Consider the following 24,603-nt stretch of genomic DNA (forward strand, 5'->3'; position numbering starts at 1 on the left):
ATCGTTGGGGAGGGGGAACCTGCCGGCGTCGCCTGCAGGTTCCCACTGAACAAAGGCCTGAAGCTTTTGCCTTTCGGCAAAGACAAGCTTTTTAGCGATAGCTGCCGATCAGCGGCTTGACCGAGCTGATGCGCGACTTGTCGAGGAAAGCGCCCTGTCCCGTGTCGATATCCGTGGGGGTCAGGCCATATTTCTTGGCAAGCGCGATCTGGGCGATCGGGTGGTAACCCTGCAGGTAGGGCTGCTGATCCATGGTGGCGAACATCGCGCCGCTCTCGACCGCATTGACGATTTCGACCGCGAGGTCGAAGCCGCCGAACGGGATATTGACGCCGGCATCCTTGATGGCACCCGCACCGACGGTGGAGGTGACCGATCCCGTGCCGAACAGCGCCTTGACGTTCGGATTGGCGATCAGGAACTGGGCGATGATGTTCTGGGCCTCGGCCGGATCGAGGCCGGCGCGCACCGTCTCGACCTTGATGCCACTCTCGGTCATCGCCTTCTCGATGCCGCCGCCACGGGCGACCGCGAAGCTCGCTTCCGGAATTTCGCGCGGATTGAACACCACGTCGCCAGACTTGAGGCCGAATTCCTTGATCATCCGGTTGCCGAGTTCGTAGCCGGAAGCGAATTCGTTCATGCCGACATAGGCCTGGCGGCAATTGCCCTTGGCGCCTTCGAGGTCGTCATTGTTGAAGCCGATGACGACGATGCCGGCCTTGACGGCAGCGCAGATGCTTTCGTCAAAGGCATCCGACGACGAAATCGCCACGGCGATGCCGTCGACGCCGCTGGCCGTCGCGCTTTCGATCAGGTCGTTCTGGCGAACGGGATCGTTGTTGGCATATTGCACGTCGAGATCGACGCCGAAGGCGGCGGCGGCATCTTGCGCGCCTTTGACCACCGGATTAAAGAACTGGACACTCGGATCGAGGTAGATGATCATCGTGGCCTTGACGTCGGCGGCCAGTGCCGTGGACGTCATCATGGTGGCAAGGCCCGCAGCCAGTGCTGCGGTTCTCAACCTGGTCAATTTCATTTGCGTATCCTCCCTTTGGATGTGCAATGCGGGGTCGAAAGACCCAAGTCTCGGCTGGCGGGCTCCGACCAAAGATCACGCCAGCCGAGATTTTCCTCCCAGGCCTTGCCGCGCTTCTGCGAAACGCGAAAAGGCCCAATCTCCTTGTTTTTCGCAATGTCGAACGGAAAGCCGTTCCGGTTATCCGAACCAGGGCGCCGGGCGCCCGAGCGTGACGTGCACGCCCTTGAATTGCGAATATTCGTCGAAACCGTAGCGGCCGAGTTCTCGGCCGAGGCCGCTCTTCTTGTAGCCGCCGATCGGCATTTCCGGCGTCCCGTCGATGACGCTGTTGATCCAGCAGCGGCCCGCCCGGATGCGGCGGATGCTCTGCAGGGCATTTTCGAGATTGGTCGACCAGACCGAGGCCGAAAGCCCGAATTCGCTGGCATTGGCAAGCGCCACGGCCTCATCCGCAGTCTTGAAGGTCAAGGTGGAAAGCACCGGCCCGAAAATCTCCTCCCGGGCGATCGACATGTCCGGCGTCACACCGGCAAACACGGTCGGCGCATAGTAGAGACCGGCATCCTGGCCGACCCTTTCCCCACCCAGCAGCAGCTTTGCCCCTGCGGCGACGCCCGCCTCGACATAAGAATGCACCTTCTGCGCATGCGCTTCCGAGATCATCGCGCCGATCTTGGTGCGCTCGTTCAGCGGGTCGCCGAAGGTCACCTTGCGGGAGATGTCGAGCAGGCGCTCCATCAGTGCATCGCGAACGCCTTCCTGCACCAGCAGCCGGCTGCCGGAAATGCAGCACTGGCCGGCATTATGATAGACGCCGTAGGCGATGCCGTCCGCCGCCGCTTCGAGATCCGCATCGGCAAAAACGATCTGCGGTCCCTTGCCACCCAGTTCCAGGCCGACACGCTTGACGCTGCGCGCGGCAATTTCACCGAGTTTCGTGCCGACACGCACCGAGCCGGTGAAGGCCACCATGTCCGTGCCCGGATCTTCGGCAAGCACCTGTCCGGCCGGATCGCCGTAGCCGGTGACGACGTTGAACACGCCATCGGGGATGCCGGCCTCGCGCGCCAGTTCCGCCATGCGGATCGAGGTGCCTGAGGTGAATTCCGACGGCTTGAGCACGACGGTGCAGCCGCCGCCGATCGCCCACGGCACGCGCTCCGAGGCGATGATGAACGGAAAGTTCCACGGCGTGATGATGCCGACGACGCCGACCGGCTCACGCAGAACCAGGCCCAGACGATCGTCGCCGATATTGTTGTGGGTCTGGCCTTCGAGCGCGCGGGCCTGGCCGGCGGCATAGGACCAGAGGTCGGCGCAGAAACCGATTTCGCCGCGCGCCTGCGCAATCGGCTTGCCGACTTCCAGGCTTTCGATCACGGCGAGTTCTTCCTGGCGGGCGAGAATGAGTTCTGCGACCTTGAACATCAGCCGCGACCGCTCGGCGCCCGACATCCGCGGCCAGGGGCCGGTATCGAAGGCGCGGCGAGCGGCAGCGATGGCAAGCCGCACGTCGTCGGCAGACGCTTCCGGCCATGTGCCGACCACGGCGCCGGCATGGCCGGGGCTGACCCGGTCGATCGTTTTCGCGGATGATGCATCGACGGACTTGCCATCGACAAGCATCTGGTAGCGGGATTTAATGCTAAGTCTCGGATCACTGGAATCGGGTGCGATGAAATTGGACAGCAATAGCGTTTTCAGACCGGATGCGGGGTCCCGGCCTCTCCCTGTTCTTCCGGTCTTTGGGGCACCGGATTTATGTTGCGTTTGAATTGTATGGTACTGTATGGTGGTTTAAATCGGATGTCAATCTAGGGGCGGCGGCAAAAGACATGAACATTGAATCCCTGAGGGCGGAGACCGGCGAAACGGCGGCGACACAGGTCGAGCGCGACCTGCGCGAAGCGATCATTCGGCTGGAACTCTCCCCCGGCACGCGCCTTTCCGAACAGGACATCGCCACGCGCATGGGCGTGTCGCGGCAGCCGGTGCGCGAAGCACTTATTGCGCTCGGAAAATCGAAGCTGGTGGATATCCGGCCGAACCGCGGCACGGTGGTGGTGCGCATCTCGGCGCGGCAGATGATGGAAGCCCGTTTCGTCCGCGAAGCCGTCGAGGTCGCGGTGGCGCGGCGCGCCAGCGAAAGTTTCGACAGCTGGACGCGGCGGCGGATCGATACGATCCTTGCCCGGCAGAAGGCGGCGATGGAAGCGCACGATCACAACGCCTTCCGCCGCGAGGACGAGCAGTTTCACATTGCGATTGCGGAAGGGGCCGGCTGCGGCCTTGCCTGGAACGCCATATCCGACATCAAGGCCCATATGGACCGGGTCTGCAACCTGCAGCTTCGCCACCCGGATTCGATGCTGCGGCTGATCGCCGAACACGAGGCGATCATCGCGGCGATCGATACGCGGGACGCCGATGCGGCGGCCGGTGCCATGCGCGGCCACCTCAACGGCATCCTCGCCGACCTGCCGCAGATCGAGGCCGACAATCCGGAATTGTTCGAATAGGGTGGAGGAGTGGGACACGCAGCTTGTCGATGCTGCGTGCTCTTTTTCATGAGCGCGGCTTAGCTGGCCGCGCGCAGTTTCGGATTGTTGACCTGTCCGGGCAGCTTGAGACCCGTCGGATCGACCTTTATGTCCTTGGCGGCGATTATCATGTCTTCGACGATGGCGAAAAGCTCACCAGGTGTAGGGGCTACGTCGCTGTCGACATAGACGCTGCTCTCCGTAAAGCCGGTAGCATGGATTCCGTGACTGTCGCCTCTGAACTTCGGGGTGAAGTCCTTGAGATACTTTCCGCCCTTCCATGCACGCAGGGCAGTGCGGTAGCCTTCGCAAGCAAGCTCATAGGCCTCGCGATCGGTATAGACAAAGACCTCGTTGGCGCAGGCCTTGACGAAATCCTTTTCCCAGCCCTCATATTTCAGATTGTATTTCTGCTTGAACCAGTTCTGGGCCTGCATGATCGTTGCCGGCACCCCGAGAAGGCTCTTGAACGGGAAGTCTCGGACATCCGGGTCGTCCTCGAAGTCACGGCCGGCTTCCTGGATGAACGTCTTCGTGGTCTTCTTGAAAAGCTCTATCTTGCCGATGCTGAAGGAGTTGCTTTCCGGGCAGCTGCCCATGACCGAAAAGGGCCGGCCGGATACCGCAAAGTTGCGACCGGAGCAGATAACCTTGAATGCGTTGTCATAATCGACGACGGGATGTTCGAAGTATCGGCCGCCATAGGTGCGCTTGATCTTTTCCAGCAAAGTCCGGGATATGGCCGTATGATAGATCGAGAAGCCCGAGGTCGGCGTATGGGTTGCCTCGTGCCAACCGAACATGCGCCGGAAGACATCGGTGTGCGACACCTTGTAGATGTAGTCTTCGAGCGACACCAGAACGGATTGCTTTTCGCGTTCCGCATGTGGCCAGCAATAGCCTATGATGCTCCAGGCGAACGCTTCCAGGCCCGGCTCCACTTTGGTTACCGATTCGATCAGTGTCGCGACATTGGGATCGACGTAATCGTCATCTCCGACCACGACGATCCAATCTCCCGTCGTAGCCGCGACAGTGCGTTCCCAGTTGTCGACCATGGACAGCGTTGTATCGAGGGGCGGCAGGAAGACGACGCGGGGATCGTTGCCGACGATATTGGCCATGTATTCGGCCATGATGCTCGGATCGTCGGAATTGTCGGCAAAGACGAACTGGACGTTGTCGAGCGTCGACTTCAACATCCATTCGATCGTCTTCTTGAAATACTTCTGGCGATTTCTTGAGGGGACGCAAATCGATAGCAACGGTGCCATCACTTATCTCCGTATCTGGAAAGAGCCGTCATGTCCGGTCGCACCGCACAGGGCCGCCGCTTCACGGGCACAGGTATGACTGGGGCAGCAAAGCGACTTTACCCATCGTTAGCGGCTGAAACTGTCGTGAAACTGTTGGCCCAGGAAATCTGGCGGAAAGAGCTGCGGCCACTAAAGGCTGCGGCCGGAAAGGCCGGAAAGAGCGGCGATATGGTCGGCAACGGCCAGCGAACTCGTCAGCCCCGGGCTTTCAATACCGAAGAGGTTGATCAGTCCAGCGATCCCGTGATCCTCCGGTCCGCTGATACGGAAATCCGGCATCGTTTCGCTTTCCGTGTGGATCTTGGGGCGGATGCCAGAATAATCCGGCTGCAGTGCGTGATCGGGCAGGCCCGGCCAATAGCTGCGGATGGCGCCATAGAACCCGTCTGCACGGGCAGGATCGACGATAAAATCGTCGTCATTGTCTACCCATTCGACATCCGGCCCGAACCGGCATCTTCCCTGGAAATCTATCGTCGCATGGATGCCGAGGCCAGCCGCTTCCGGGATCGGATAGATCAGGTGCTTGAACGGCTGACGTCCGGACAGGCTGAAATAGTTGCCTTTGGCAAAAGACTGGCGGGGGACGAAATGTGCAGCCAGTCCTTCGGTCCGCGCCGCGATGCCGATCGCGCCGTGGCCGGCCGCATTGATGACGAGGGGGGCGGCAACTTCGATCTCCTCCTCTCCGGTCGCGATCACATGCAGGCCGTCGTCTGCGGCAAGGATGGCGCTGACGGCGGTATTGTAGGCAATCATGCCGCCGGCGTTGAAGATATCTCCTTCCAGCGACAGCATGTAATTGCCCGTGTCGACGATGCCGCTGTCTGGGGAATAGAAGGCTTTTTGGGAATAGAGTTCCGGTTCCATCTCGGCCACCTCGGCCTCCTGCAGCCAGCGCAATCCGGTGACCTCGTTGGCCTGGGCCGTTGCGAAAAGCGCCGAAAGTTTTGGAAGCTGCTCGGGCGATGTGGCGACGACGAGCTTTCCGCAACGGTTCGCCGCAATCCCGCGGCTTTCGCAATAGCTGTAGAGCAATTCCTTGCCCGCCAGGCAAAACAGATGCTTGAGCGATCCCTTCGGATAATAGATGCCGGAATGGATGACGCCGGAATTGCGGGAGGATGTGGCGGTGCCGAAGGTCTTTTCCTTCTCGATCACCAGTGTTTCTTGCCCGAGCAGGCAAAGCTGCCGGGCAATCGCCAGACCGACGACGCCGGCGCCGATCACGATGGCGTCGGTTCGAAATTCCGTCATGGGCTTGCCTTGAAATGTGACGAACGTGTTGCGGCCTTATAGCAGCATGCGCGCTCCACAGTCCAACCCGGCAACGCGCGGTATGTTTTTCAGGGAAGTTTCAGGCAAGCTCTGTGCCCTAAAAAACGGCAAAAGCTGGCTTTCAGCGCAAATTCGAACGAATGTTGAAACGGAGGCATGGTTCTGTGCGCGTTCTAATCACAGGGAATATGGGGTATATCGGCCCGGTACTGTCACGGTTTCTGCGCCAGGCCCATCCCGATATCGAGATCATCGGTTATGATTCGGCCTTCTTCGGCCATCTGCTGACCGGCACGGACGTCATGCCGGAAACGCTGATCGACCGTCAGCATTATGGCGATATTCGCGAATTGCCGGCCGAAATCCTCAAGGGCGTCGATGCGGTGGTGCATCTGGCCGCCATTTCGAACGATCCGATGGGCAACAAGTTCGAAGAGGTGACGCGCGAGATCAATCAGCTCGCCAGCGTACGGCTGGCGCAGCTTGCTGCGGATGCCGGCGTCCGCAACTTCGTGTTCGCCTCCAGCTGCAGCATGTATGGCTTTGCCGAAGGCGGCGCACGCCGGGAAGTCGATCCGACAAATCCGCTGACGGCCTATGCACGCTCGAAGATCGGTACTGAAGAATCGCTGCGCCAGGCCGAACTCGGCGCCATGACCACCACCTGCCTGCGTTTTGCCACGGCTTGCGGTCAATCCGACCGTCTGCGCCTCGATCTCGTGCTCAACGACTTCGTCGCCTGCGCGGTGTCGACCGGTGAAATTACCGTGCTCAGCGACGGTTCGCCCTGGCGCCCGCTGATCGATGTCGAAGACATGTCACGGGCAATTTCCTGGGCCATCTCTCGCGACAAGTCGGTTGGCGGCCAGTTCCTTGCCGTCAATACCGGTCGCAACGATGCCAATTATCAGGTCAAGGATCTTGCCGAGGCGGTGGCCCACCACGTTCCGGGTACCAAAGTACACATCAATATCGACGCCCCGCCGGACAAGCGGTCTTACAAGGTTGATTTCAGCCTCTATGAATCGCTGGCACCTGATCACCTGCCGCAGCTTTCTCTCGATGAATCGATCGTCCGGCTTCGGGAATGCCTGCAGCGCGCCGGTTTCTCCGACGGAAACTTCCGCAATTCGCATCTGATGCGGCTGAAGACCCTGGAGAAGCATCTGGAAGCCGAAAGGCTGGATGACAGCCTTCGCTGGAAGGGCCGCAAGGCCGTCGCCTGATCTCCCCCCGGCCCCGCCTCGCGCGGGGTCTTTCTTTTGAGAACCAATCTTTTTTCGTGGTTGTCTGCAAGGATAGCGGCCGCGTTTTCTTGCTGCCGCACCGGCCTGCTATTCGCTACCACCGCCGTTTTGGCGCCTGCATCTGTTCGAACGGAAAGAAACAGTTTATCTCTGCTTATCAAGTCGTGCCTGACAAGGCAGCCGAACGGCATCTGCCGCTTCGGCCTGCGCGTGCCGATGGGAGACAGATGGTAGTAGCACAGGCAAAGCCGACGGCCGGTTTCGGCTGGTTCATGAAGGCCTGGGATGCGCGGATTGTTTTATCGCGTGTTTCCTCGTCTGCGCGGATCACGTCATGGTCTGCGAGCGGCGGCGTATGGTTCCCAAAATCAAGGAGCCGGTCCGATTCCTGATTTCCACAACAATGTCCTGGTTTTCGATCCTCTCGAGCGTGGCGACGCCACGATCGTCTCCCTGCTGCAAACGCATGGCATGAGCGCACGCGTCGCTTCGCGTTTTCCCGAGTTCCTCGATGCGCTCGGCGACGCTGTGCTGTTTGCCGTGATGGCCGACGAGGCCTTGTGCCCGAACGATTTGACCCCGATCCACAATTGGGTCCTGTCGCAGCCGGGCTGGTCCGACCTGCCGTTCATCGTCCTGACCGCCAAGGGAGAGGGGCCGGAGCGCGACCTGGCCGCGGCGCGGCTGACGGAGGTTCTCGGGCATGTGTTTTTCCTCGAAAGACCCTTCCATGCCACCACCTTCGTCAGTGCCGCCCGTTCCGCCCAGAAGAACCGCCGGCGGCAATATGAGGCGCGGGCCCGCATGGAGGAGATGCGGGAAAACGAACTGACTCTGAAGACGGCGCTGCTGGCCGGACGGCTCGGCACCTGGGAACTCGATCCGCAGACATGGAACCTGACCGCCTCCGATGGCTTCAAATCCGTCTTCGGACGCGGCCCGGCGGACACACTGACCTATGACGATCTGTTGCGCAGCGTGCATCCGGACGATCGCGCCCGCGTGCGGGAAAATGTGCTGCACACACTGGAGACCTGCGAAGACTACCTGATCGAATACCGCACGGTCTGGCCGGACGGCAGCCCGCATTGGGCCGAGGTCCGCGGACGTGTCGTCAGGAGCCGCAGCGGCACGCCGTCGCGCCTGGTCGGCGTTGCCTCGGATATCACGGAACGCCGCCTGGAGCAGGAATGGCAACTCCGGCAGAAGGAAATCCTCGAGGAACGCGTCACCGAAAGCACGGCCGAACTCTGGGAAGTGCAGGTCACCATGGTGGCCGAGGTGGCACAGCGCGAGCGTGCCGAGGAACAGTTGCGGCAATCGCAGAAACTCGAGGCGATCGGCCAGCTGACCGGCGGCGTCGCGCATGATTTCAACAACCTGCTGATGGCGGTGATGGGCAATCTCGACCTGCTGCGCAAGCATCTCGCCGACGATCCCAAGGCCCTGCGGCTCATCGAGGCCGCATTGCAGGGCGCCCGGCGTGGCGCGTCGCTGACGCAGCGCCTGCTGGCCTTCGCCCGCCGTCAGGAGCTCAAGGTCGAGGCCGTCGACCTGGCGGCGCTGGTCGAAAACATGCGGGAACTGCTGAACCGCTCGGTCGGCGGCGACGTCGAAATCAGCGTCCGGCTGCCGAAGGACCTGCCGCCGGCATTGGCCGACAGCAACCAGGTCGAACTGGCGCTGCTCAATCTCGTCGTCAATTCCCGCGATGCGATGCCGGAGGGCGGAACGATCCGTATCGGATTGCGCGAGGAGCCGGATGCCCGGCCGCATGAGGACCTGCCGGCCGGTGCCTACCTTTGCCTCAGCGTCACCGACAACGGCAAGGGCATGGATGAGGAAACCCTGCACCGGGCGATCGAACCGTTCTTTTCCACCAAGGACATCGGCAAGGGCACCGGCCTCGGCCTGTCGATGATCCACGGCCTTGCCCTGCAGCTCAAGGGTGCCTTCGTGCTCTCCAGCGTCGCCGGCAAGGGGACGACGGCCGAATTGTGGCTGCCGGCCGGCACCCGGGCGGTGCGACAGGCGCCGAAGGTTTTGCCGGAGGAGACGGGAAGCGCCGCCAAGCCGGCCAAGATCCTGGTCGTCGACGACGACCTGCTGATCGCCATGAGCACGGTCGACATGCTGGAGGATCTGGGACACCAGGTGATGGAAGCCAATTCCGGGGTGCAGGCGCTCGAACTGATCGGCAAGGACAGGGATATCGAGCTCGTCATCACCGATTATTCGATGCCGGGCCTCAATGGCGCGCAGCTGTTCGAAGCCGCGCGTGGCTTGCGGCCCGACCTGCCGTTCCTGCTGGCGACCGGTTACGCGGACCTGCCGCCCGGCTCGGGACTCAGCCTGCCGCGGCTGAGCAAGCCCTACACCCAGGACCAGCTTTCCCGCGAGATCGCCAAGATCCTGCGCTGATCCTGAAGCATGTCGCGTAAAAGCGCGCAGCGGTTTTGCGAAAACGACATGCAGAAACAAAGAGCTAGAGCAGATCCTGCTCAATCTGGGCCATATCCGCCAGCCCTGAAGTGGTTGGCGCGCTCGGCTGGCGAGAAGCTTGGTATCAAGGCGCCGACTGCGTCCCACAGTGCATCGATCTTCCGCTCCGCGCATCCTCGCAGCATGGCTTTCAACTTCGAGAATGCGTTCTCGATGGGGTTGAAGTCTGGGCTATAGCGGGAGGAACATGGGCTTGGCGCCTACACCTTCGATGGCACCGCGAACACTTGCTGTTTTGTGTGCCGGCAGGTTATCCATGATGACCACGTTACCGATAGGTTGGCACCAGCACCTGTTCGACATAAGCAAGGAAGATGTCGTTGGGCGATTGAAGACAGCTTCGAGACCGCCAAGAACGAGCTCGGCCTTGACCACAACGAGACCCGCTCCCGGCGGCTGGCATCGCCATATCCCGCTCGTCATGCTTGCATTCGCCATGACGGCGGCGATCCGCCATCGCGCCAATGTCGCGACGCCCCCAAAAAGCGCGATGAAACGAATACCGAAAGGGCTCCGGCTGTGATCCGCTGGTCGATCCAGGAAATCCGCCGGATTGCAACACGTCTTGCGCGACGACATATCGAACCTGCACATATTATCGCATGGTCGCTTTGGCGTCGGGCACATCAAGCCGTAGCCACACAAGCTCACATCAAATCAAAATCGCAACTGTAATGTTAGGACGAATCCACATTCAGCGGAGCCATAGAGCGATAGCTGCGATGTGGACGAATGCGAGGAAGTATTCGGTGCGACGATCGTATCGGGTTGCGAAGCGTCTGAAGTGTTTGAGCCTGTTGAAGCAACGCTCGATGCGGTTGCGCGCCCTGTAGATCGCAGCGTCATGCGGGATCGGGTTGAGGGGATCACCGCTTCGGCGTTCATGTCGGCGATGATCTGGCGCAAGTCGTTGTTGTCATAGGCCCTGTCGGCCAGCACGGCCTCGGCCTGGAAGCCTTCGAGCAGGGCTTTCGCCGTCAGGTTGTCGTGCCGCTGACCGGCAGTTAGCATGAAGCGCAGCGGACGGCCGAGTGTGTCGCAGATCATGTTGATCTTGGTCGTCAGTCCGCCTCGGGAACGCCCCAACGCCTGAGTTTTGGCCCCCCTTTTCCAGCCGCAGCCTGCTGGTGGACGCGCACAAGAGTGGTGTCGAGCATCAGGTATTTGTTGTCGCGGTCCTTGATCAGCTCGGCGAACACCTTCTCCCACACGCCGCTCTTGGCCCAGCGCGTGAAGCGGGCATGGACGCTCTTCCACTTGCCATAGCGCTCCGGCAGGTGCTGCCAGAATGCGCCCGAACGAAGAACCCACAGAACGCCGTTCACGAACAGACGGTTATCGGCGCCACTGCGGCCCGGATCGCCGACCTTGCCCGGTAGCACAGATGCTATCCGCGCCCACTGCGCCTCGCTCAGTTCATAGCGCTTCACACCCATCAGTCCGCTCCGAATCAGTAAATCCGAAACGCATTGATTCAGCTAAGACCCTCAAAGGGAATCCTGAATGGGATTGGCCCTATCACTACTTTGGCAGATTGAGGCAAGATTGGTTTGAGATGATTTGCGCTCTCTTCATTGGGAGCGCGATATGGTCGATTTGGATACGGAGCTTTCTGCATTTTTGCAGCCATTTCTGAACAAGCTGGGCCACAAGAAACGGCGGCAGATGTGTCCGCTTTACCTATCCGGGCTCATCGGTCCTGGTGACCGCAAGAGCATCGAGCCGATGGCGGAACGGTTCGCTCCAGGCCAGTACGACCGCCTCCACCATTTCATTTCCGATGGCCTTTGGGATGCAGCGCCTCTTGAGACGGAACTCGCGCGACAGGCGGACAGGATCGGTGGTGCATCCGATGCGTTTCTGGTGATCGATGACACCGGTCTGCCGAAGAAGGGCGACCACTCGGTCGGTGTCGCGCCGCAATACGCTTCGATGCTGGGCAAGAGGGCAAACTGCCAGACGCTGGTTTCGGTGACACTTGCCCGAGACGAGGTTCCTGTTCCGGTTGGCTTGCGTTTGTTTTTGCCCGAGAGCTGGACCCGCGACACGGAACGGATGGCCAAGGCCGGGGTTCCCGATGCCATGCAGACATCTCGCACGAAGCCGGAGATTGCTCTGGCCGAGATCGATCGGTTGATCGTGACCGGTGTCCGGTTTGGTACAGTGCTGGCTGACGCAGGCTACGGCCTGTCAGCGGCCTTCCGCCAGGGGCTGAGTGGACGTGGCCTCACCTGGGCGGTCGGTATCCCCAAGCATCAGAAGGTCTATCCCCATGATGTCGCATTGATCTTTCCCATCTCCGGTCATGGTCGGCCACGCAAGCATCCGATTCCCGACATTCTGTCGGTTGCCGCGGAAACGATCCTGGCGCACGCAAGCTGGAAGAAGGTCAGTTGGCGGCGTGGCACAAGGGGCCGCCTGACGGCACGCTTTGCAGCATTGCGCGTCCGGATCGCCGACGGCACGCCGCAACGCATTCTTGACAAGGGACAGCAACACATGCCGGGCGAGGAAGCCTGGTTGGTTGGTGAATGGCGATCAAACGACGAGCGCAAATACTACCTGTCCAACTTGCCGGCCGATGCGACATTGAAAGCGCTGGCGGCCGCCATCAAGGCGAGATGGGTTTGCGAGCAGGCGCACCAGCAGATGAAAGAGGAGCTTGGTCTCGACCACTTCGAAGGCCGATCATGGCAAGGACTGCACCGACACGCTCTGATGACGATGATCGCTTATGCCTTCCTCCAGCATCAGAGATTGCAGACTGCAGCGCGGGAAAAAAAAGAAACGACGAATTCGTCGTGGACCACCTGAGCCGACATTACCAGCTGTGCGGCGAGCGGTCATCAACGCCCTTGCCATACCGACAGCACACATCCGAGGTCCGCACTGCGAACCTCTCTCTTTAAAAGCGGAAATTCAATTCCGCCATAGTAGTGCTAGAGCGAACCTGAAGGATCGCGACACGCTGTAGCGGTTCATATGCGCCGGTCGAAGACCGAGGGTGCGGCCTTGAGGCGGTAGAGCGTCGTCGGGCGACGCGCGATCAGCGTCTGGCGCTTTTCGCCTTCCACCTCTTCCAGCAGATCCAGATCCTTCATCTTGCGGCGGAAGGCGCTCTGGTCAAGCGTTTCGCCCAGCACCGTCTCGTAGGTGCCCTGCAGTTCCGACATGGTGAAGACCTTTGGGAGAAGGCAGGCGGCGATGGTCGAATAGGCGCCCTTGCCGCGCAGCCGTTCGCGCGCCGCTAGAACGATTCTTTCGTGGTCGAAGGGAAGCTCGCCGGGCGCCGATGCTGGGCGGAGCAGAAGCGTTTTCCCCGTTCCGCCGCTCAGCAGGGAAGGGGGCACCAGCGCAAAATAGGCGATCGACACCGACCAGCCGCGCGGATCGCGGTCCCGGCCGGCAAAGCTGCGCAACTGTTCGAAAAACAGCCCTTCCAGCCCCGCCTTGGCCTTGAGGATGCGCCGCACCGCCGCCTCGGCGTCCTCATCCTCGTCGGTGTGGACATAACCGCCGATCAGCGCCGGCACGCCCTGGAACGGTGCGTTGTCGCGCTCCAGCAGGGCCACCGCCAGCGCGCCCTCGACAATCGTCATCAGCACGATATCGACCGTGACGATCGGCCGTTCGTATTCCGGTTGCATGGTCGTCTCCCCGTTTTCTCCTGCTTAGCACAGATGGTTGCCGGAACAATTTGCAAATAGCAATTTGCAAATTACATTTTGCAAGTTTATAAGGTGAATGCGCGCCGATGACGACGCGGGCAGAACCGAAAGGAGCAAGACCATGGGAATGGGACGTTTCAGCACCGAGGATTGGGCAGCCTACAATCGCGACCATGTCGACGGCCGCAGCCGGGACGACGTGTTTGCCGCCACCACGATCGATCCGCGCTTCGACCCGGCGGTCTTTACCGTTCGCGAAAGCCGCGACAGCGCCGTCAATCCGTTTTCGACACCGATCATCCTGGCATCGGATGTCACCGGCTCGATGGGTATGATCGCGCATGAATTGATGCGCAGCGGCCTGATCACGCTCACCTCGGAGATCTACGACCGCAAGCCGGTGTCGGATCCGCACATCATGGTCGCCGCCATCGGCGATGCCTATACCGACCGGGCGCCACTGCAGGCGACGCAGTTCGAGGCCGATATCTCGCTTGCCGACCAGATCCGCGGCCTCTGGCTGGAAGGCAACGGCGGCGGCAACAACGGCGAGAGCTACAGCCTGGCGCATCTGCTCGCCGCCCTCAAGACCTCGACGGACTGCTTCGAGCGCAACGGCCGCAAGGGGTATCTCTTCACCATCGGCGACGAGCCGATCCATGACGGGCTGACGCAGCAGCAAATCACCCGGATCTTCGGCACCGAGGCGCCGCGCGGCCTTGGCGCGCGGGAGTGCCTGGCGCTGGCGCAGCGCAGCTACGAGGTGTTCCATATCGTCATCCGCGAAGGTTATGCGGCGACGGGGCTCGACCGCGTCCTGCGCAGCTGGCGGCCGCTTCTGGCCGAGCGCACGCTGGTCCTCGACGATTACCGCCGCATCGCCGAGCTGGTGGTCTCGAGCATCGAGATCAACGAAGGCCGCGATCCGCAGGACGTGGCGGCAAGCTGGGGCGGCGCGGCCTCGGCGGTCGTCGCGAGGGCAGTCAAGGATTTCGGCCGGCGCGGCATCGCCCGCTACTTCCGTTGAACGACGTCTTGAGGAAAGGGAGGCCGCCATGGCGACCAGACAGGCACAGGCAGTCATCGGGGCAGGCTACGGCGACGAGGGCAAGGGCCTTCTGACCGACAGGCTGGCTTGCGGCACGGCGGACGCCGTGGTGGTGCGCAGCAACGGCGGCGCCCAGGCGGGGCACACGGTGGCGACGCCCGACGGGCGCCGGCACGTGTTCCATCATTTCGGCTCGGGGGCGCTGGCCGGCGCCCCCACCCATCTCAGCGCCTTCTTCGTCGCCCATCCGATGTTTTTCCAGGGCGAGCGGCAGGCCCTGAAGGCGCTCGGCGCCGAGCTTGCGGTCAGTGCCGATCCGCGCGCCATCGTCACCACGCCGTTCGACATGATGATCAACCAGGCGCTGGAACTGTCGCGCGGGACCGGGCGCCACGGCAGCTGCGGCCTGGGTTTCGGCGAGGCCATCGAGCGGTGCCTGCGGCCCGACCACGCGATCCGCACCGGCGATCTCTCGAAGCCGCACCTTGCCGGCTGCCTGTGGTGCATCTGGACGGATTGGGTGCCGCAAAGGCTTCGTGGCCTCGGCCTCGACCGGCTGCCCGACGACATCATGCGCCATGTCGATATCGAGACGGTGATCGGTCGCTTCCTCCGCGATTGCGAAGCCTATCTCGACCACGTCACCCTGCGGCCCGACAGCCGCCTGGGAGAAACAGGCCAGGTGATCTTCGAGGGTGCGCAGGGCCTGCTGCTCGACCAGGATTACGGCGCGTTTCCGCATGTGACGCGCTCGAATACCGGCCTGCGAAACATGGTGTCGATCGCCCGGGAAGCCGGCATCGACAGCATCGACGCCCACTATGTCACCCGTTGCTACGTGACGCGGCACGGCGCCGGGCCGCTGGCGCACGAGGCCGCCGGCCTCGCCGGCATCGATATGGTCGATCCCACCAATGCGCCGAATGCCTGGCAAGGCACGCTGCGGCTTGCGCCGCTCGACCTTGCCGTGCTCCGGTCGGCAATCGCGCATGATCTGCAAGCGGCGGCATCGAGCGCCGTCGCGGTGGCGCCCGACCTTTCGGTGACATGCCTCGACCAGGCAAGCTGCGGTTTCGCCCTGCTGGATGGCGGCGGGCCGACGAGCGTCGATCCGCAGGATGCCGGCCGGCGGATCGCAGGCGGGGCCAATCTTCCGCTTTTCGGCGAAAGCTGGGGAGCCGGCCGAACCCATTTCCGCCCGGTCGGGGAGCTTGCCCGAGCTGGTTGAAAATTCCGGTCTCCACCGCAAGAGGGCGCAACAAATGGACCGGATCGTCCATGGCTTCACACTCGGTAAAGCGAAATCATCTAACGCTGATCCAATGTCATCTGCAGAGGCAGCAGCGCCATGAACGAAAAGACCATACTGGTGGTCGGAGGGGCCGGTTACATTGGCTCCCACACCTGCCTGGAACTGGCCAGGCAGGGTTTCACACCGGTCGTTTTCGACAATCTCAGCAACGGCCACCAGGAATTCGTCAAATGGGGACCGTTCGAGCCGGGGGATATCCGCGACCGAGACCGCCTCGATGACGTGCTGGCGCGATACCGCCCTGCCGCCATCCTGCATTTTGCCGCACTGATCGAAGTCGGCCAGTCCGTCCGCGAGCCGGCGGCCTTTTACGACAACAATGTCGTCGGCACGCTGACGCTTTTGGCCGCCGCCCGGCAGGCGGGCGTCAAGGCCTTCGTCTTCTCGTCCACCTGCGCCACCTACGGCCTGCCGCAGCAGCTTCCGATGGGCGAGGCGCATCCGCAGGCGCCGATCAATCCGTACGGCCGCACCAAATGGATCGTCGAGCAGGCGCTTGGCGATTTCGGTCTCGACGACGGCCTGCGCTCCGTCATCCTGCGTTACTTCAATGCCGCCGGCGCCGACCCCGAAGGGCGCATCGGCGAATGGCATACGCCGGAAACGCATGCCATTCCGCTCGCCATCGAGGCGGCCCTCGGCCGCCGCGACGGGTTTACGGTTTTCGGCACGGATTACGATACCCGCGACGGCACCTGCGTGCGCGACTATGTCCACGTGCTCGATCTCGCCGATGCGCATGTGCGGGCGCTGCAGCATCTGCTGTCGGGCGGCCAGTCCACGGCGGTCAATCTCGGAACCGGCACCGGCACGACGGTGCGGGAATTGCTCGATGCCGTACGGCAGGTTTCCGGCCGGACCTTCAAGGTGACGCTGTCGTCGCGGCGGGAAGGGGATTCGCCGACGCTGGTGGCCGACAACCGCAAGGCCCTCGACCTGCTCGGCTGGCAACCCCGCTACGACCTGCGCCAGATCGTCGAGACCGCGTGGAACTGGCACAAGGCCTCCAACGGGCATTGAGCGCCCGCTATCAGATCCCCAGGAAACGATCCTGCAGCGTCTTGTCGAGTTCCGCCGGGCGGCCGGTCCAGACCGAGCGGCCGTTTTCCAGGATGGTGCAGCGGTCGGCGACGGGCAGCAGTTCCGGCAGGGTCTTGTCGACCACGAGGATGGAAAGCCCATCCTGCTTCAGGGTGCGGATCGCCGCCCAGATGTCCTGGCGGATGACAGGGGCGAGCCCTTCGGTCGCCTCGTCGAGGATCAGCAGGCGCGGGTTGGTCATCAAGGCCCGGCCGATCGCCAGCATCTGTTGTTCGCCGCCGGAAAGTGACAGCGCCATCTGGTCGCGACGCTCCTTCAGGCGCGGGAAGAGCGTGTTGACGCGCTCCAGCGTCCAGGCGCCGGAACGGGCGGCGGCGACGAGGTTTTCCTCGACGGTGAGATTGGGAAAACAGCGCCGGCCCTCGGGAACGAGGCCGATGCCGAGGCGGGCTACGTGATGCGGCCGACGTCCCCTGAGATCCGTGCCGGCCAGCCGGACGGAACCGCCGCGCGGCGGCGTCAGGTTGCAGACGGCACGGATCGTGGTGGTCTTTCCCATGCCGTTGCGGCCCATCAGCGCCACGACCTCGCCTTCGGAAACCGTCAGGTCGACGTTGAACAGTGCCTGGCTGGCGCCATAGAAGGCCTTGAGACTGGCAACTTCGAGCAGCATCAGGCGTGGTCTCCGAGATAGGCGCTGCGCACCGCCGGGTCGCGGCGGATCTCGTCGACTGTGCCGGTGGTGATGATCTTGCCGTAGACGAGCACCGAAATCCGGTCGGCAAGCGCGAAGACGGCATCCATGTCGTGCTCCACCAGCAGGATCGGCGCTTCGTGCCGGAGGCCGTCGAGGAAACCCGTCAGCGCCTTCGAGCCTTCCGGCCCCATGCCGGCCATCGGTTCGTCGAGCAGGAAGGCTCTCGATTCGAGCGCCAGCGCGATGGCGATTTCCAGCTGCCGGCGTTCGCCGTGCGACAGTTCGGCGGCGGGGATATCGGCGCGGGCGGCGAGGCCGACACGTTCCAGCATCGCCATGGCCGGCTCGGTGAGCGAGCGGTCGCGCATCACCGGCGTGAAGAAGCGGAAGCTCGTTCCCTGCTTCGCCTGCACCGCCAGCATGACATTGCGCAACGCCGAAAATTCCGGGGCGATGGAGGACACCTGGAACGTCCGGCCAAGCCCCAGCCGGGCGCGTTCGGCGACGCCAAGGGCGGTGATGTCCTGCCCGGAAAAGCGAATGTTGCCCTGGTCCGGCTTCAGCGTGCCGCAGATCTGGTGGATCAGCGTCGATTTGCCGGCACCGTTCGGGCCGATCAGCGCGTGGATCTCGCCTTGCCTGAGGTCGAGGCTAACGCCGTCGGTGGCCCTGAGCGCGCCAAAATTCTTGACGAGGTTTTCGATTTCGAGAACGGTCTCAGCCATGGCGGGCCTTTCCGGCCAGAAGGCCGAGCAGGCCGCCGCGGGCAAACAGCACGACGGCCAGCAGGATGAGGCCGAGGAAGAACTGCCAGCGCTCCGTCAGCCCGCCGAGCGCGAATTCGAAGACGACGTAAAGCATGGCGCCGGCCACCGGGCCGAACAGCCGGCCGGTGCCGCCGAGCACGATCAGCACGATGAGTTCGCCCGACATGTGCCAGGAAATCATCGAGGGACTGGCGAAGCGGTTGAGGTCGGCGTAGAGCGCCCCGGCAACGCCGGTGATCATGCCCGACAGCGTGAAGGCGGCAAGCCGGATCGGGTAGGGCGAGATGCCGACGGCGGCGACACGCACGGCATTCTGCCGCGCCGCCTGCAGCGCCGCGCCGAAGCGCGAGGCACGGATGAGGCTGAACAGGCCCAGCCCGGCGATGAGCATGCCGAGGCAGATCAGGAAATAGCTGATCGGTTTCATGCTGTTGACGCCGGGAAACCGGTTGCGGACCAGGATCGACAGCCCGTCCTCGCCGCCATAGGCCGGCCAGGAGACGGCGAAATAATAGATCATCTGCGAAAAGGCCAGCGTGATCATGATGAAATAGACGCCGCTGGTGCGCAGGCTGACGGCGCCGATGGCCAGCCCGACGATGCCGCAAACGATGAGCGTCACCAGCCAGATCACCGGCATCTGGTCGCTGCCGGCAAGGCCGAACATCAGCGCTTCGCCCGAGGAGGCATGTGCGGCCAGGATGCCGGCGACATAACCGCCGATGCCGAAGAAGGCCGCATGGCCGAAGGAGACAAGCCCGCCGAGGCCGAGCACCAGGTTGAGGCCGACCGCTGCGAGCGCCAGGATGGCGATGCGGGTGGCGAGCGTGATGTAGAAAGGCTGGCCGATGCCGAGCGCGACGAAGGGCACGGCGGCGAGCAGCACGATGAGGATGAGATTGATCAGGGTTTCGCGGCTGAGCGTCATCTTGTCCTCACCCGTGCGCCGTAAACAGGCCGCGCGGCTTCACCGCCAGGATCACTGCCATGACGATGTAGATCAGCATCGAGGCCAGCGCGCCGCCCATCAGCCCGGCCTGCGCCGGTGGCAGCAGGATGGCGAGGATCTGCGGCAGCAGGAACCGGCCGAGCGTATCGACGACGCCGACGAGAATGGCGCCGATCAGCGCCCCCTTGATCGAGCCGATGCCGCCGATGACGATGACGACGAAAGCGAGGATCAGCACCGGCTCGCCCATGCCGACCTGCACCGATTGCAGCGCGCCGACCATGGCGCCGGCAAAGCCCGCCAGCGCCGAACCGAGGGCAAAGACGATGGTATAAAGCGTGCGGATATCGACGCCGAGCGCACCGATCATTTCCCGGTCGCTTTCGCCGGCGCGGATGCGCATGCCGAGCCGCGTCTTCGAGATCAAGAGGTAAAGGCCGATGGCGACGGCGGCACCCACGGCGATGATGGCGAGGCGGTAGAGCGGATATTCCGCGCCGCCGGGCAGGGCGACGGCACCCTGCAGCAGCGGCGGAATATCGAGATAGAGCGGGAAGGAGCCGAAGATCCAGCGCGTGCCTTCGGAAAAGATCAGGATCAGCGCGAAGGTCGCCAGTACCTGGTCGAGATGATCGCGGTCATAGAGCCTGCGGATGACGGTCAGCTCGATGATCGCCCCCGCCGCCGCGGCGGCGGCAAGGCTGGCGACCAGGCCGAGCCAGAACGATCCCGTCCACGCGGCGATGGTGGCGCAGGCGAAGGCGCCGACCATGTAGAGCGAGCCATGGGCCAGGTTGATCAGGCCCATGACGCCGAAGATCAGCGTCAGCCCGGCGGCCATGAGAAACAACATGACGCCGAGCTGCAGGCCGTTGAGCAGTTGCTCGATGGCGAGTGCGATGGTCAAGGCGTTATCGCCTTACATCTTGCAGTCTTTGGCATAGGCATCGCCGTGATCGGTGAAGACGGGGGCGATGATCTTATTGGTCAGCACGCCGTCTTCCTTGATGACCTCGGCGACATAGATGTCCTGGATCGGATGCTGGTTGGTGTTGAACTTGAATTTTCCGCGCGGGCTCTGGATGTCGGCTTTCAGCAGTTCGGCACGGAAGGCTTCCGTGTCCTTCACATCCGCCTTGGCGGCGGCCGAGAGGATCAACTGCGCCGCATCATAGGCCTGCACCGCATAGATCGACGGCAGGCGGCCGTACTCCGCCTGGAAGGCCGGCACGAACTTCTTGTTGGCCTCGTTGTCGAGGTCCTTGGCCCACTGGCCGGAATTCTTCACGCCGAGCGCCGCATCACCGATGGCCGGCAGCACGTCCTGGCTGAAGGAGAAGCCCGGGCCCATGACCGGCGTCTTCACGCCTGATTGCGAATATTGCTTCATGAAGGCGATGCCCATGCCGCCCGGCAGGAAGATGAACACACCGTCGGCGCCCGAAGCGCGGATCTGGGCGATCTCGGCGGCATAATCCGTCTGGCCGACCTGGGTGTAGACCTCGGCCGCGACCTCGCCCTTGTAATAGCGCTTGAAGCCGGTCAGCGAATCCTTGCCGGCCGGATAGTTGGGCGCCATGATGAACATCTTCTTGTAGTCTTTGTTGGCGTATTCGCCCATCGCCTCGTGCAGGTTGTCGTTCTGGTAGGCGGCGTTGAAATAGAGCGGATTGCACTTTTCGCCGGCAAGTGCTGCCGGTGCAGCATTGGTCGAGACGTAGAACTTGCCCTGCGCAACGGCGCTCGGCGCCACCGCCATCAAAAGGTTCGACCAGACGATGCCGGTGAGGATGTCCACCTGGTCGCTCTGGATCATCTTGTCGGCGATCTGCACGGCAAGCTCCGGCTTCTGGCCGTCGTCTTCGGTGATGACCTCGATGTCCTTGTTGCCGGCCTGCTTGATCGCCAGCATGAAGCCGTCACGCGTATCCATGCCGAGGCCAGCGCCACCGCCCGAAAGCGTCGTGATCATGCCGATCTTCAGCGGCTCGGCGGCGGCCTGGCCTGTGGCGGCGATGCCCAAGCCGATGACGGCGGCAGAAAGCAGATTCTTCATGTCGTGCACTCCCGTTTCTTGTGTTCGTTCCACTTTATCGAGCGTCCGGATTGCGCCTGCGCGCCCGTCCACCGCATTGTCAAAGGCATCTTATGTGCCTTTTTTATCAATGCTCTAACCGTACTTTCCACATTCGGCCAAAAACGTCTACCGCGTTTTTCATCCGTTCGTATGGTTTCGCGTCCGGCGATATAGCCGACGGTTCGAGAATTGCACCGCATCCCGCCGGTTTCAAGGAGAAATTTTAAGGTTGTAATATCTCGACGATTGCGCCACGTTTGCCGGAAAGATGCTGCCGAACAGCTTGCAAGGGAACTGACGACGATGATCCTGCACCATATCAGCGATTGGGACAACGCCTATGCCAACGGTGTCAACATTCCCGGCGGCGACCGCTGGCCGGCCGCCTGGGTCGGGCCGGCGCAGGCCTATCGCGACGGCGCGCTGGCGGCGGGCCGGGCAAAAATCGGCATCGCTTACGGCGACGGCGAGCGCAACCAACTCGACCTCTTTCTGCCGGAAGGCGAGGCGAAGGGGCTGGTGGTGTTCGTCCACGGCGGCTTCTGGCACCGTCTCGACCGCAGTTTCTGGTCGCATCTCGCCAAGGGTTCGGTCGACAGCGGCTATGCGGTCGCCATGCCGTCCTACACGCTGTGCCCGGATATCCGCATCGGCGGCATCACCGCCGAAGTCGGCAGGGCGGTCGAAAAGGCGGCGGGCATGATCGGCGGGCCGATCTTCCTCACCGGCCACTCTGCCGGCGGCCATCTGGTCAGCCGCATGGTCAGCGCCACCTCGCCATTGCCGCAGGCGGTGCGCGAGCGCATCCGCCATGTCGTGTCGATCTCCGGCGTGCACGACCTGCGGCCGATGATGCGCACGGCGATGAACGAAGTGTTGAAGATCGACGATGCCGAGGCGGTAAGCGAGAGCCCGGCTTTGCTCCCGCCGATGGCGGGTGCTCGCATCACCTGCTGGGTCGGCGCCGGCGAACGGGCCGAGTTCATCCGCCAGAATGCCCTGCTGGCCAATATATGGACCGGCCTCGGCGCCGAAACCGCAGCGATCGAGGAGCCGGACCGGCATCATTTCAACGTCGTCGACGGCCTGGCGGATGCCGCGCATCCGCTGACGCGCACTTTGCTCGGTGCCTGACCCCACGCCTTGGCCGACGGCTGCGCCTTGCGGACAATGGAGGACCGTTGGGCCTGCCGCGTCGTCCGCTGCGACGACGGCGGCCGCTTTATTTCGATTGCCGGCGGCGGCGATACTGCCAATATCGTTGCGGCGCTGAGACACGGCACAAGAATGATCTTCGGTCCGCAATTGCAGCTGAACAAGGGGTTCGAAACCGTTCTCCGCGGCGTTTCCGGAAAGGGCGATTGCCGGCGTCGAGCAATATTGTGCCCGCCGGCGCACTTTCAGTCGCAAGAGAATGCCATGCCGGATTTGCATTGCTGCAATGCAATATTTCCTCTTTTGCCAATCGGCCGGCTCCGCTATAAAAAACTCATCGAAGCGGCTACTCCTCCTCCCAACGCCGCTCGATCCGACTGACAACACTCCTCCTCCCAGTTGTCAGTCTCCTATTAGAAACCCACCGGATCTCCTCCCCCGGTGGGTTTCTTGCATTTTACTTCCGATTTTGCCGTCTTCTCAGCCAGTTGCCGAAAATCTAGGCAGAGAGGAGCTATTTCTGTTGCTGCCCATGCGCTCAATGCATTGCTGCATTGCGGTAATAATCATACTTTTTGCTGCGAAAGCGTGTATATTCACAGCATCGAAGCGGCTACTCCTCCTCCCAACGCCGCTCGATGTGACTGGCAACACTCCTCCTCCCAGTTGTCAGTCCGCTATCAGAAACCCACCGGACTTCCTCCCCCGGTGGGTTTCTTATTTGCGGCCTGCTTTTGTCGCATCGCCTGATCCGGCTTGATCGTGACGACCGTATTTCCTAAGCATCGAAAAGCGTGCTGCATCGGCAGCCTGTGCCACAGCGGAGGGTCGAGATGCGTATTCTGGTCATCAACGCCGGCAGTTCGTCGGTAAAATTCAGCGTCTTCGACATGCTGACCGGCGAGCAGCGGTTCAAATCCGAGCTCGAACGGGTTGCCGATGTCGCCGAAGCGGTGGCGACCATTCCCGGTTTGCTGCAAGAAGCCGGCGTCGCCGAGATCGATGCCGTCGGTCATCGCACCGTGCATGGCGGCGAGCAGTTCACCGAAGCGACACTGATCGATGATGCGGTGCTGAAGGAAATCGAAGCCTGCACCGCGCTGGCGCCGCTGCACAATCCGCCGATCCTCGCCGGCATCCGCATCGCGCGAACCACCTGGGACGTGCCGCAGATCGCCGTCTTCGATACCGCCTTCCACCAGACCATGCCGGCGCATGCCTATACCTATGCGGTGCCGCGCTCCTGGCGGGAGAAGGGGCTGCGGCGCTATGGCTTTCACGGCACATCGCATCAATATGTCATGGAGCGCGTGGCGGAAGAACTCGGCAAGCCGGCGTCCGACCTGCGGCTGATTTCCTGCCATCTCGGCAATGGCGCCAGCGTCTGCGCCATCGATCGCGGCGTTTCGATCGATACGTCGATGGGCATGACGCCCTTGGAAGGTCTGGTAATGGGCACGCGCTCCGGCGATGTCGATCCCGGCATTTTTCATTATCTCAACCGGGAGCTTGGCTTGTCCGTCGCCGAGATCGAGGACGCGCTCTACAAGGACAGCGGCCTTGCCGCGCTCTCGGCCGCCGGACGCGACATGCGCGACGTCCGCAAGCGGGCAGGCGAGGGGGATGCCGATGCCCGGCTTGCGATTGAGCTATATGCCTATCGTGTGCTCAAATATATCGGCGCCTATGCGGCGGCGATGAACGGTCTCGATGTCATCGCCTTCACCGGCGGCATCGGCGAAAACGATGCGGCCATGCGGGCGAAAATCTGCAGCGGTTTCGCATTCCTGGGCCTCGCCTTCGACGAAACGCGCAATGCGGCGGTCAAGCTCGACGGTTTCGAGGCGCCGCAGGTGCAGGCGGAAGGCTCGCGGATCAAGGTGCTGGTCACCCAGACCCGGGAGCAATGGATGATCGCCAAGCAGGCGCATCGCCTGCTGCAGCGGCATACGATGTAAGCG

Annotated in this window: 19 protein-coding genes and 4 pseudogenes; 11 read left to right on the forward strand and 12 right to left on the reverse strand. The window is 62.5% G+C overall.

All coding sequences use genetic code 11. The annotated features are described in order from the left end of the window. Nucleotides 1-91: 91 nt before the first annotated feature. Together DEM27_RS00685 and DEM27_RS00690 are read right to left on the reverse strand one after the other, a co-directional pair. Nucleotides 92-1,042 carry a sugar ABC transporter substrate-binding protein gene (locus tag DEM27_RS00685; RefSeq protein WP_109456269.1) on the reverse strand — a complete coding sequence of 317 codons (951 nt, stop codon included), beginning with the start codon at nt 1,040-1,042 and terminating at the stop codon, nt 92-94. A 180-nt stretch (nt 1,043-1,222) separates the two neighbouring features. Further along, a complete protein-coding gene (locus DEM27_RS00690) occupies nt 1,223-2,737 on the reverse strand; it encodes an aldehyde dehydrogenase family protein (protein ID WP_109456270.1) in 1,515 nt (504 codons plus the stop codon). 143 nt (nt 2,738-2,880) lie between these two features. Between DEM27_RS00690 and DEM27_RS00695 the strand changes: the two genes are divergently transcribed. After that, the gene (locus tag DEM27_RS00695; RefSeq protein ID WP_109456271.1) at nt 2,881-3,564 is read left to right on the forward strand and encodes a GntR family transcriptional regulator; all 684 of its coding nucleotides are present in this window, start codon (nt 2,881-2,883) and stop codon (nt 3,562-3,564) included. Between the two features lie 59 nt (nt 3,565-3,623). On the opposite strand, the gene DEM27_RS00700 is transcribed toward DEM27_RS00695, so the two are convergent. After that, nucleotides 3,624-4,859, reverse strand: a complete 1,236-nt coding sequence (locus DEM27_RS00700) for a glycosyltransferase family 2 protein (protein ID WP_109456272.1) — start codon at nt 4,857-4,859, stop codon at nt 3,624-3,626. A 171-nt stretch (nt 4,860-5,030) separates the two neighbouring features. Beyond that, the gene (locus DEM27_RS00705) at nt 5,031-6,158 is read right to left on the reverse strand and encodes an NAD(P)/FAD-dependent oxidoreductase (RefSeq protein ID WP_109456273.1); all 1,128 of its coding nucleotides are present in this window, start codon (nt 6,156-6,158) and stop codon (nt 5,031-5,033) included. A 185-nt stretch (nt 6,159-6,343) separates the two neighbouring features. On the opposite strand from DEM27_RS00705, the gene DEM27_RS00710 reads away from it, so the two are divergent. After that, nucleotides 6,344-7,405 carry an NAD-dependent epimerase/dehydratase family protein gene (locus tag DEM27_RS00710; protein ID WP_109456274.1) on the forward strand — a complete coding sequence of 354 codons (1,062 nt, stop codon included), beginning with the start codon at nt 6,344-6,346 and terminating at the stop codon, nt 7,403-7,405. Nucleotides 7,406-7,897: 492 nt separating this feature from the next. Next, complete coding sequence (locus DEM27_RS00715; protein ID WP_109456275.1) at nt 7,898-9,847, forward strand: hybrid sensor histidine kinase/response regulator; 1,950 nt, start codon at nt 7,898-7,900, stop codon at nt 9,845-9,847. Between the two features lie 80 nt (nt 9,848-9,927). Here DEM27_RS00715 and DEM27_RS00720 read toward each other — a convergent pair. Beyond that, nucleotides 9,928-10,247: pseudogene (locus tag DEM27_RS00720) on the reverse strand (transposase); the annotation flags it as partial. On the opposite strand from DEM27_RS00720, the pseudogene DEM27_RS00725 reads away from it, so the two are divergent. After that, nucleotides 10,247-10,451 (forward strand): annotated as a pseudogene (locus DEM27_RS00725) (IS701 family transposase); the annotation flags it as partial. The pseudogenes DEM27_RS00720 and DEM27_RS00725 sit on opposite strands and share 1 nt — an antisense overlap. 171 nt (nt 10,452-10,622) lie before the next feature. On the opposite strand, the pseudogene DEM27_RS35340 reads toward DEM27_RS00725, so the two are convergent. Continuing rightward, nucleotides 10,623-11,358, reverse strand: a pseudogene (locus DEM27_RS35340) (IS5 family transposase). Between the two features lie 157 nt (nt 11,359-11,515). Between DEM27_RS35340 and DEM27_RS00735 the strand changes: the two are divergent. Continuing rightward, a pseudogene (locus tag DEM27_RS00735) lies at nt 11,516-12,862 on the forward strand (IS701 family transposase). Between the two features lie 44 nt (nt 12,863-12,906). On the opposite strand, the gene DEM27_RS00740 reads toward DEM27_RS00735, so the two are convergent. After that, on the reverse strand, nt 12,907-13,575 hold the full coding sequence (locus DEM27_RS00740; protein WP_109456277.1) for an NUDIX hydrolase: 669 nt from the start codon (nt 13,573-13,575) through the stop codon (nt 12,907-12,909). Nucleotides 13,576-13,717: 142 nt separating this feature from the next. Here DEM27_RS00740 and DEM27_RS00745 point away from each other — a divergent pair, with 142 nt between their 5' ends. From DEM27_RS00745 to galE, 3 genes are all read left to right on the forward strand, one after another. Continuing rightward, entirely contained in the window at nt 13,718-14,623 is a 906-nt protein-coding gene (locus tag DEM27_RS00745) for a hypothetical protein (RefSeq protein WP_109456888.1), read from the forward strand. A gap of 28 nt (nt 14,624-14,651) precedes the next feature. Then, nucleotides 14,652-15,872, forward strand: a complete 1,221-nt coding sequence (locus DEM27_RS00750) for an adenylosuccinate synthetase (protein WP_109456278.1) — start codon at nt 14,652-14,654, stop codon at nt 15,870-15,872. Nucleotides 15,873-15,992: 120 nt separating this feature from the next. Further along, nucleotides 15,993-16,976: a UDP-glucose 4-epimerase GalE gene (gene galE, locus DEM27_RS00755; RefSeq protein ID WP_109456279.1), complete on the forward strand. Its 984-nt coding sequence runs from the start codon at nt 15,993-15,995 to the stop codon at nt 16,974-16,976. A gap of 10 nt (nt 16,977-16,986) precedes the next feature. On the opposite strand, the gene DEM27_RS00760 is transcribed toward galE, so the two are convergent. From DEM27_RS00760 to DEM27_RS00780, 5 genes are read right to left on the reverse strand one after another with little or no spacing between them, the layout of a single operon-like run. Beyond that, nucleotides 16,987-17,670, reverse strand: a complete 684-nt coding sequence (locus DEM27_RS00760; protein ID WP_420028784.1) for an ABC transporter ATP-binding protein — start codon at nt 17,668-17,670, stop codon at nt 16,987-16,989. Then, nucleotides 17,670-18,419, reverse strand: coding sequence for an ABC transporter ATP-binding protein (locus DEM27_RS00765; RefSeq protein ID WP_109456281.1), 750 nt, complete (start codon nt 18,417-18,419; stop codon nt 17,670-17,672). Before DEM27_RS00765 ends, DEM27_RS00760 begins: the two co-directional genes overlap by 1 nt. Continuing rightward, nucleotides 18,412-19,389 carry a branched-chain amino acid ABC transporter permease gene (locus tag DEM27_RS00770; protein ID WP_109456282.1) on the reverse strand — a complete coding sequence of 326 codons (978 nt, stop codon included), beginning with the start codon at nt 19,387-19,389 and terminating at the stop codon, nt 18,412-18,414. The genes DEM27_RS00765 and DEM27_RS00770 overlap by 8 nt, the downstream gene beginning before the upstream one ends. Before the next feature lie 7 nt (nt 19,390-19,396). Then, nucleotides 19,397-20,317 (reverse strand): branched-chain amino acid ABC transporter permease, encoded by a 921-nt coding sequence (locus DEM27_RS00775; RefSeq protein ID WP_109456283.1) that lies wholly within the window; start codon nt 20,315-20,317, stop codon nt 19,397-19,399. 12 nt (nt 20,318-20,329) lie between these two features. Continuing rightward, nucleotides 20,330-21,466 carry an ABC transporter substrate-binding protein gene (locus DEM27_RS00780; RefSeq protein ID WP_109456284.1) on the reverse strand — a complete coding sequence of 379 codons (1,137 nt, stop codon included), beginning with the start codon at nt 21,464-21,466 and terminating at the stop codon, nt 20,330-20,332. Nucleotides 21,467-21,790: 324 nt separating this feature from the next. Here DEM27_RS00780 and DEM27_RS00785 point away from each other — a divergent pair, with 324 nt between their 5' ends. The 3 genes from DEM27_RS00785 to DEM27_RS00790 all read left to right on the forward strand — a co-directional run bounded on the left by DEM27_RS00785 (nt 21,791) and on the right by DEM27_RS00790 (nt 24,600). Further along, nucleotides 21,791-22,621, forward strand: coding sequence for an alpha/beta hydrolase (locus DEM27_RS00785; RefSeq protein ID WP_109456889.1), 831 nt, complete (start codon nt 21,791-21,793; stop codon nt 22,619-22,621). A 36-nt stretch (nt 22,622-22,657) separates the two neighbouring features. Then, entirely contained in the window at nt 22,658-23,023 is a 366-nt protein-coding gene (locus DEM27_RS33440) for a hypothetical protein (protein WP_128755412.1), read from the forward strand. Between the two features lie 452 nt (nt 23,024-23,475). After that, nucleotides 23,476-24,600, forward strand: a complete 1,125-nt coding sequence (locus DEM27_RS00790; RefSeq protein WP_109456285.1) for an acetate/propionate family kinase — start codon at nt 23,476-23,478, stop codon at nt 24,598-24,600. The last annotated feature ends 3 nt before the right edge of the window (nt 24,601-24,603 follow it).

The sequence above is a fragment of the Rhizobium album genome (assembly GCF_003122325.1).
Classification (GTDB): Bacteria; Pseudomonadota; Alphaproteobacteria; order Rhizobiales; family Rhizobiaceae; genus Metarhizobium; species Metarhizobium album.

What these genes read in the sequence shown, in the direction of transcription:
- DEM27_RS00740 (WP_109456277.1), bottom strand. Translation starts at nt 13,575, where the DNA reads ATGCAACCGGAATACGAACGGCCGATCGTCACGGTCGATATCGTGCTG.
- DEM27_RS00765 (WP_109456281.1), bottom strand. Translation starts at nt 18,419, where the DNA reads ATGGCTGAGACCGTTCTCGAAATCGAAAACCTCGTCAAGAATTTTGGC.
- DEM27_RS33440 (WP_128755412.1), top strand. Translation starts at nt 22,658, where the DNA reads ATGGAGGACCGTTGGGCCTGCCGCGTCGTCCGCTGCGACGACGGCGGC.
- galE (WP_109456279.1), top strand. Translation starts at nt 15,993, where the DNA reads ATGAACGAAAAGACCATACTGGTGGTCGGAGGGGCCGGTTACATTGGC.
- DEM27_RS00695 (WP_109456271.1), top strand. Translation starts at nt 2,881, where the DNA reads ATGAACATTGAATCCCTGAGGGCGGAGACCGGCGAAACGGCGGCGACA.
- DEM27_RS00750 (WP_109456278.1), top strand. Translation starts at nt 14,652, where the DNA reads ATGGCGACCAGACAGGCACAGGCAGTCATCGGGGCAGGCTACGGCGAC.
- DEM27_RS00715 (WP_109456275.1), top strand. Translation starts at nt 7,898, where the DNA reads ATGAGCGCACGCGTCGCTTCGCGTTTTCCCGAGTTCCTCGATGCGCTC.
- DEM27_RS00745 (WP_109456888.1), top strand. Translation starts at nt 13,718, where the DNA reads ATGGGAATGGGACGTTTCAGCACCGAGGATTGGGCAGCCTACAATCGC.
- DEM27_RS00705 (WP_109456273.1), bottom strand. Translation starts at nt 6,158, where the DNA reads ATGACGGAATTTCGAACCGACGCCATCGTGATCGGCGCCGGCGTCGTC.
- DEM27_RS00785 (WP_109456889.1), top strand. Translation starts at nt 21,791, where the DNA reads ATGATCCTGCACCATATCAGCGATTGGGACAACGCCTATGCCAACGGT.
- DEM27_RS00790 (WP_109456285.1), top strand. Translation starts at nt 23,476, where the DNA reads ATGCGTATTCTGGTCATCAACGCCGGCAGTTCGTCGGTAAAATTCAGC.
- DEM27_RS00760 (WP_420028784.1), bottom strand. Translation starts at nt 17,670, where the DNA reads ATGCTGCTCGAAGTTGCCAGTCTCAAGGCCTTCTATGGCGCCAGCCAG.
- DEM27_RS00685 (WP_109456269.1), bottom strand. Translation starts at nt 1,042, where the DNA reads ATGAAATTGACCAGGTTGAGAACCGCAGCACTGGCTGCGGGCCTTGCC.
- DEM27_RS00770 (WP_109456282.1), bottom strand. Translation starts at nt 19,389, where the DNA reads ATGACGCTCAGCCGCGAAACCCTGATCAATCTCATCCTCATCGTGCTG.
- DEM27_RS00700 (WP_109456272.1), bottom strand. Translation starts at nt 4,859, where the DNA reads ATGGCACCGTTGCTATCGATTTGCGTCCCCTCAAGAAATCGCCAGAAG.
- DEM27_RS00780 (WP_109456284.1), bottom strand. Translation starts at nt 21,466, where the DNA reads ATGAAGAATCTGCTTTCTGCCGCCGTCATCGGCTTGGGCATCGCCGCC.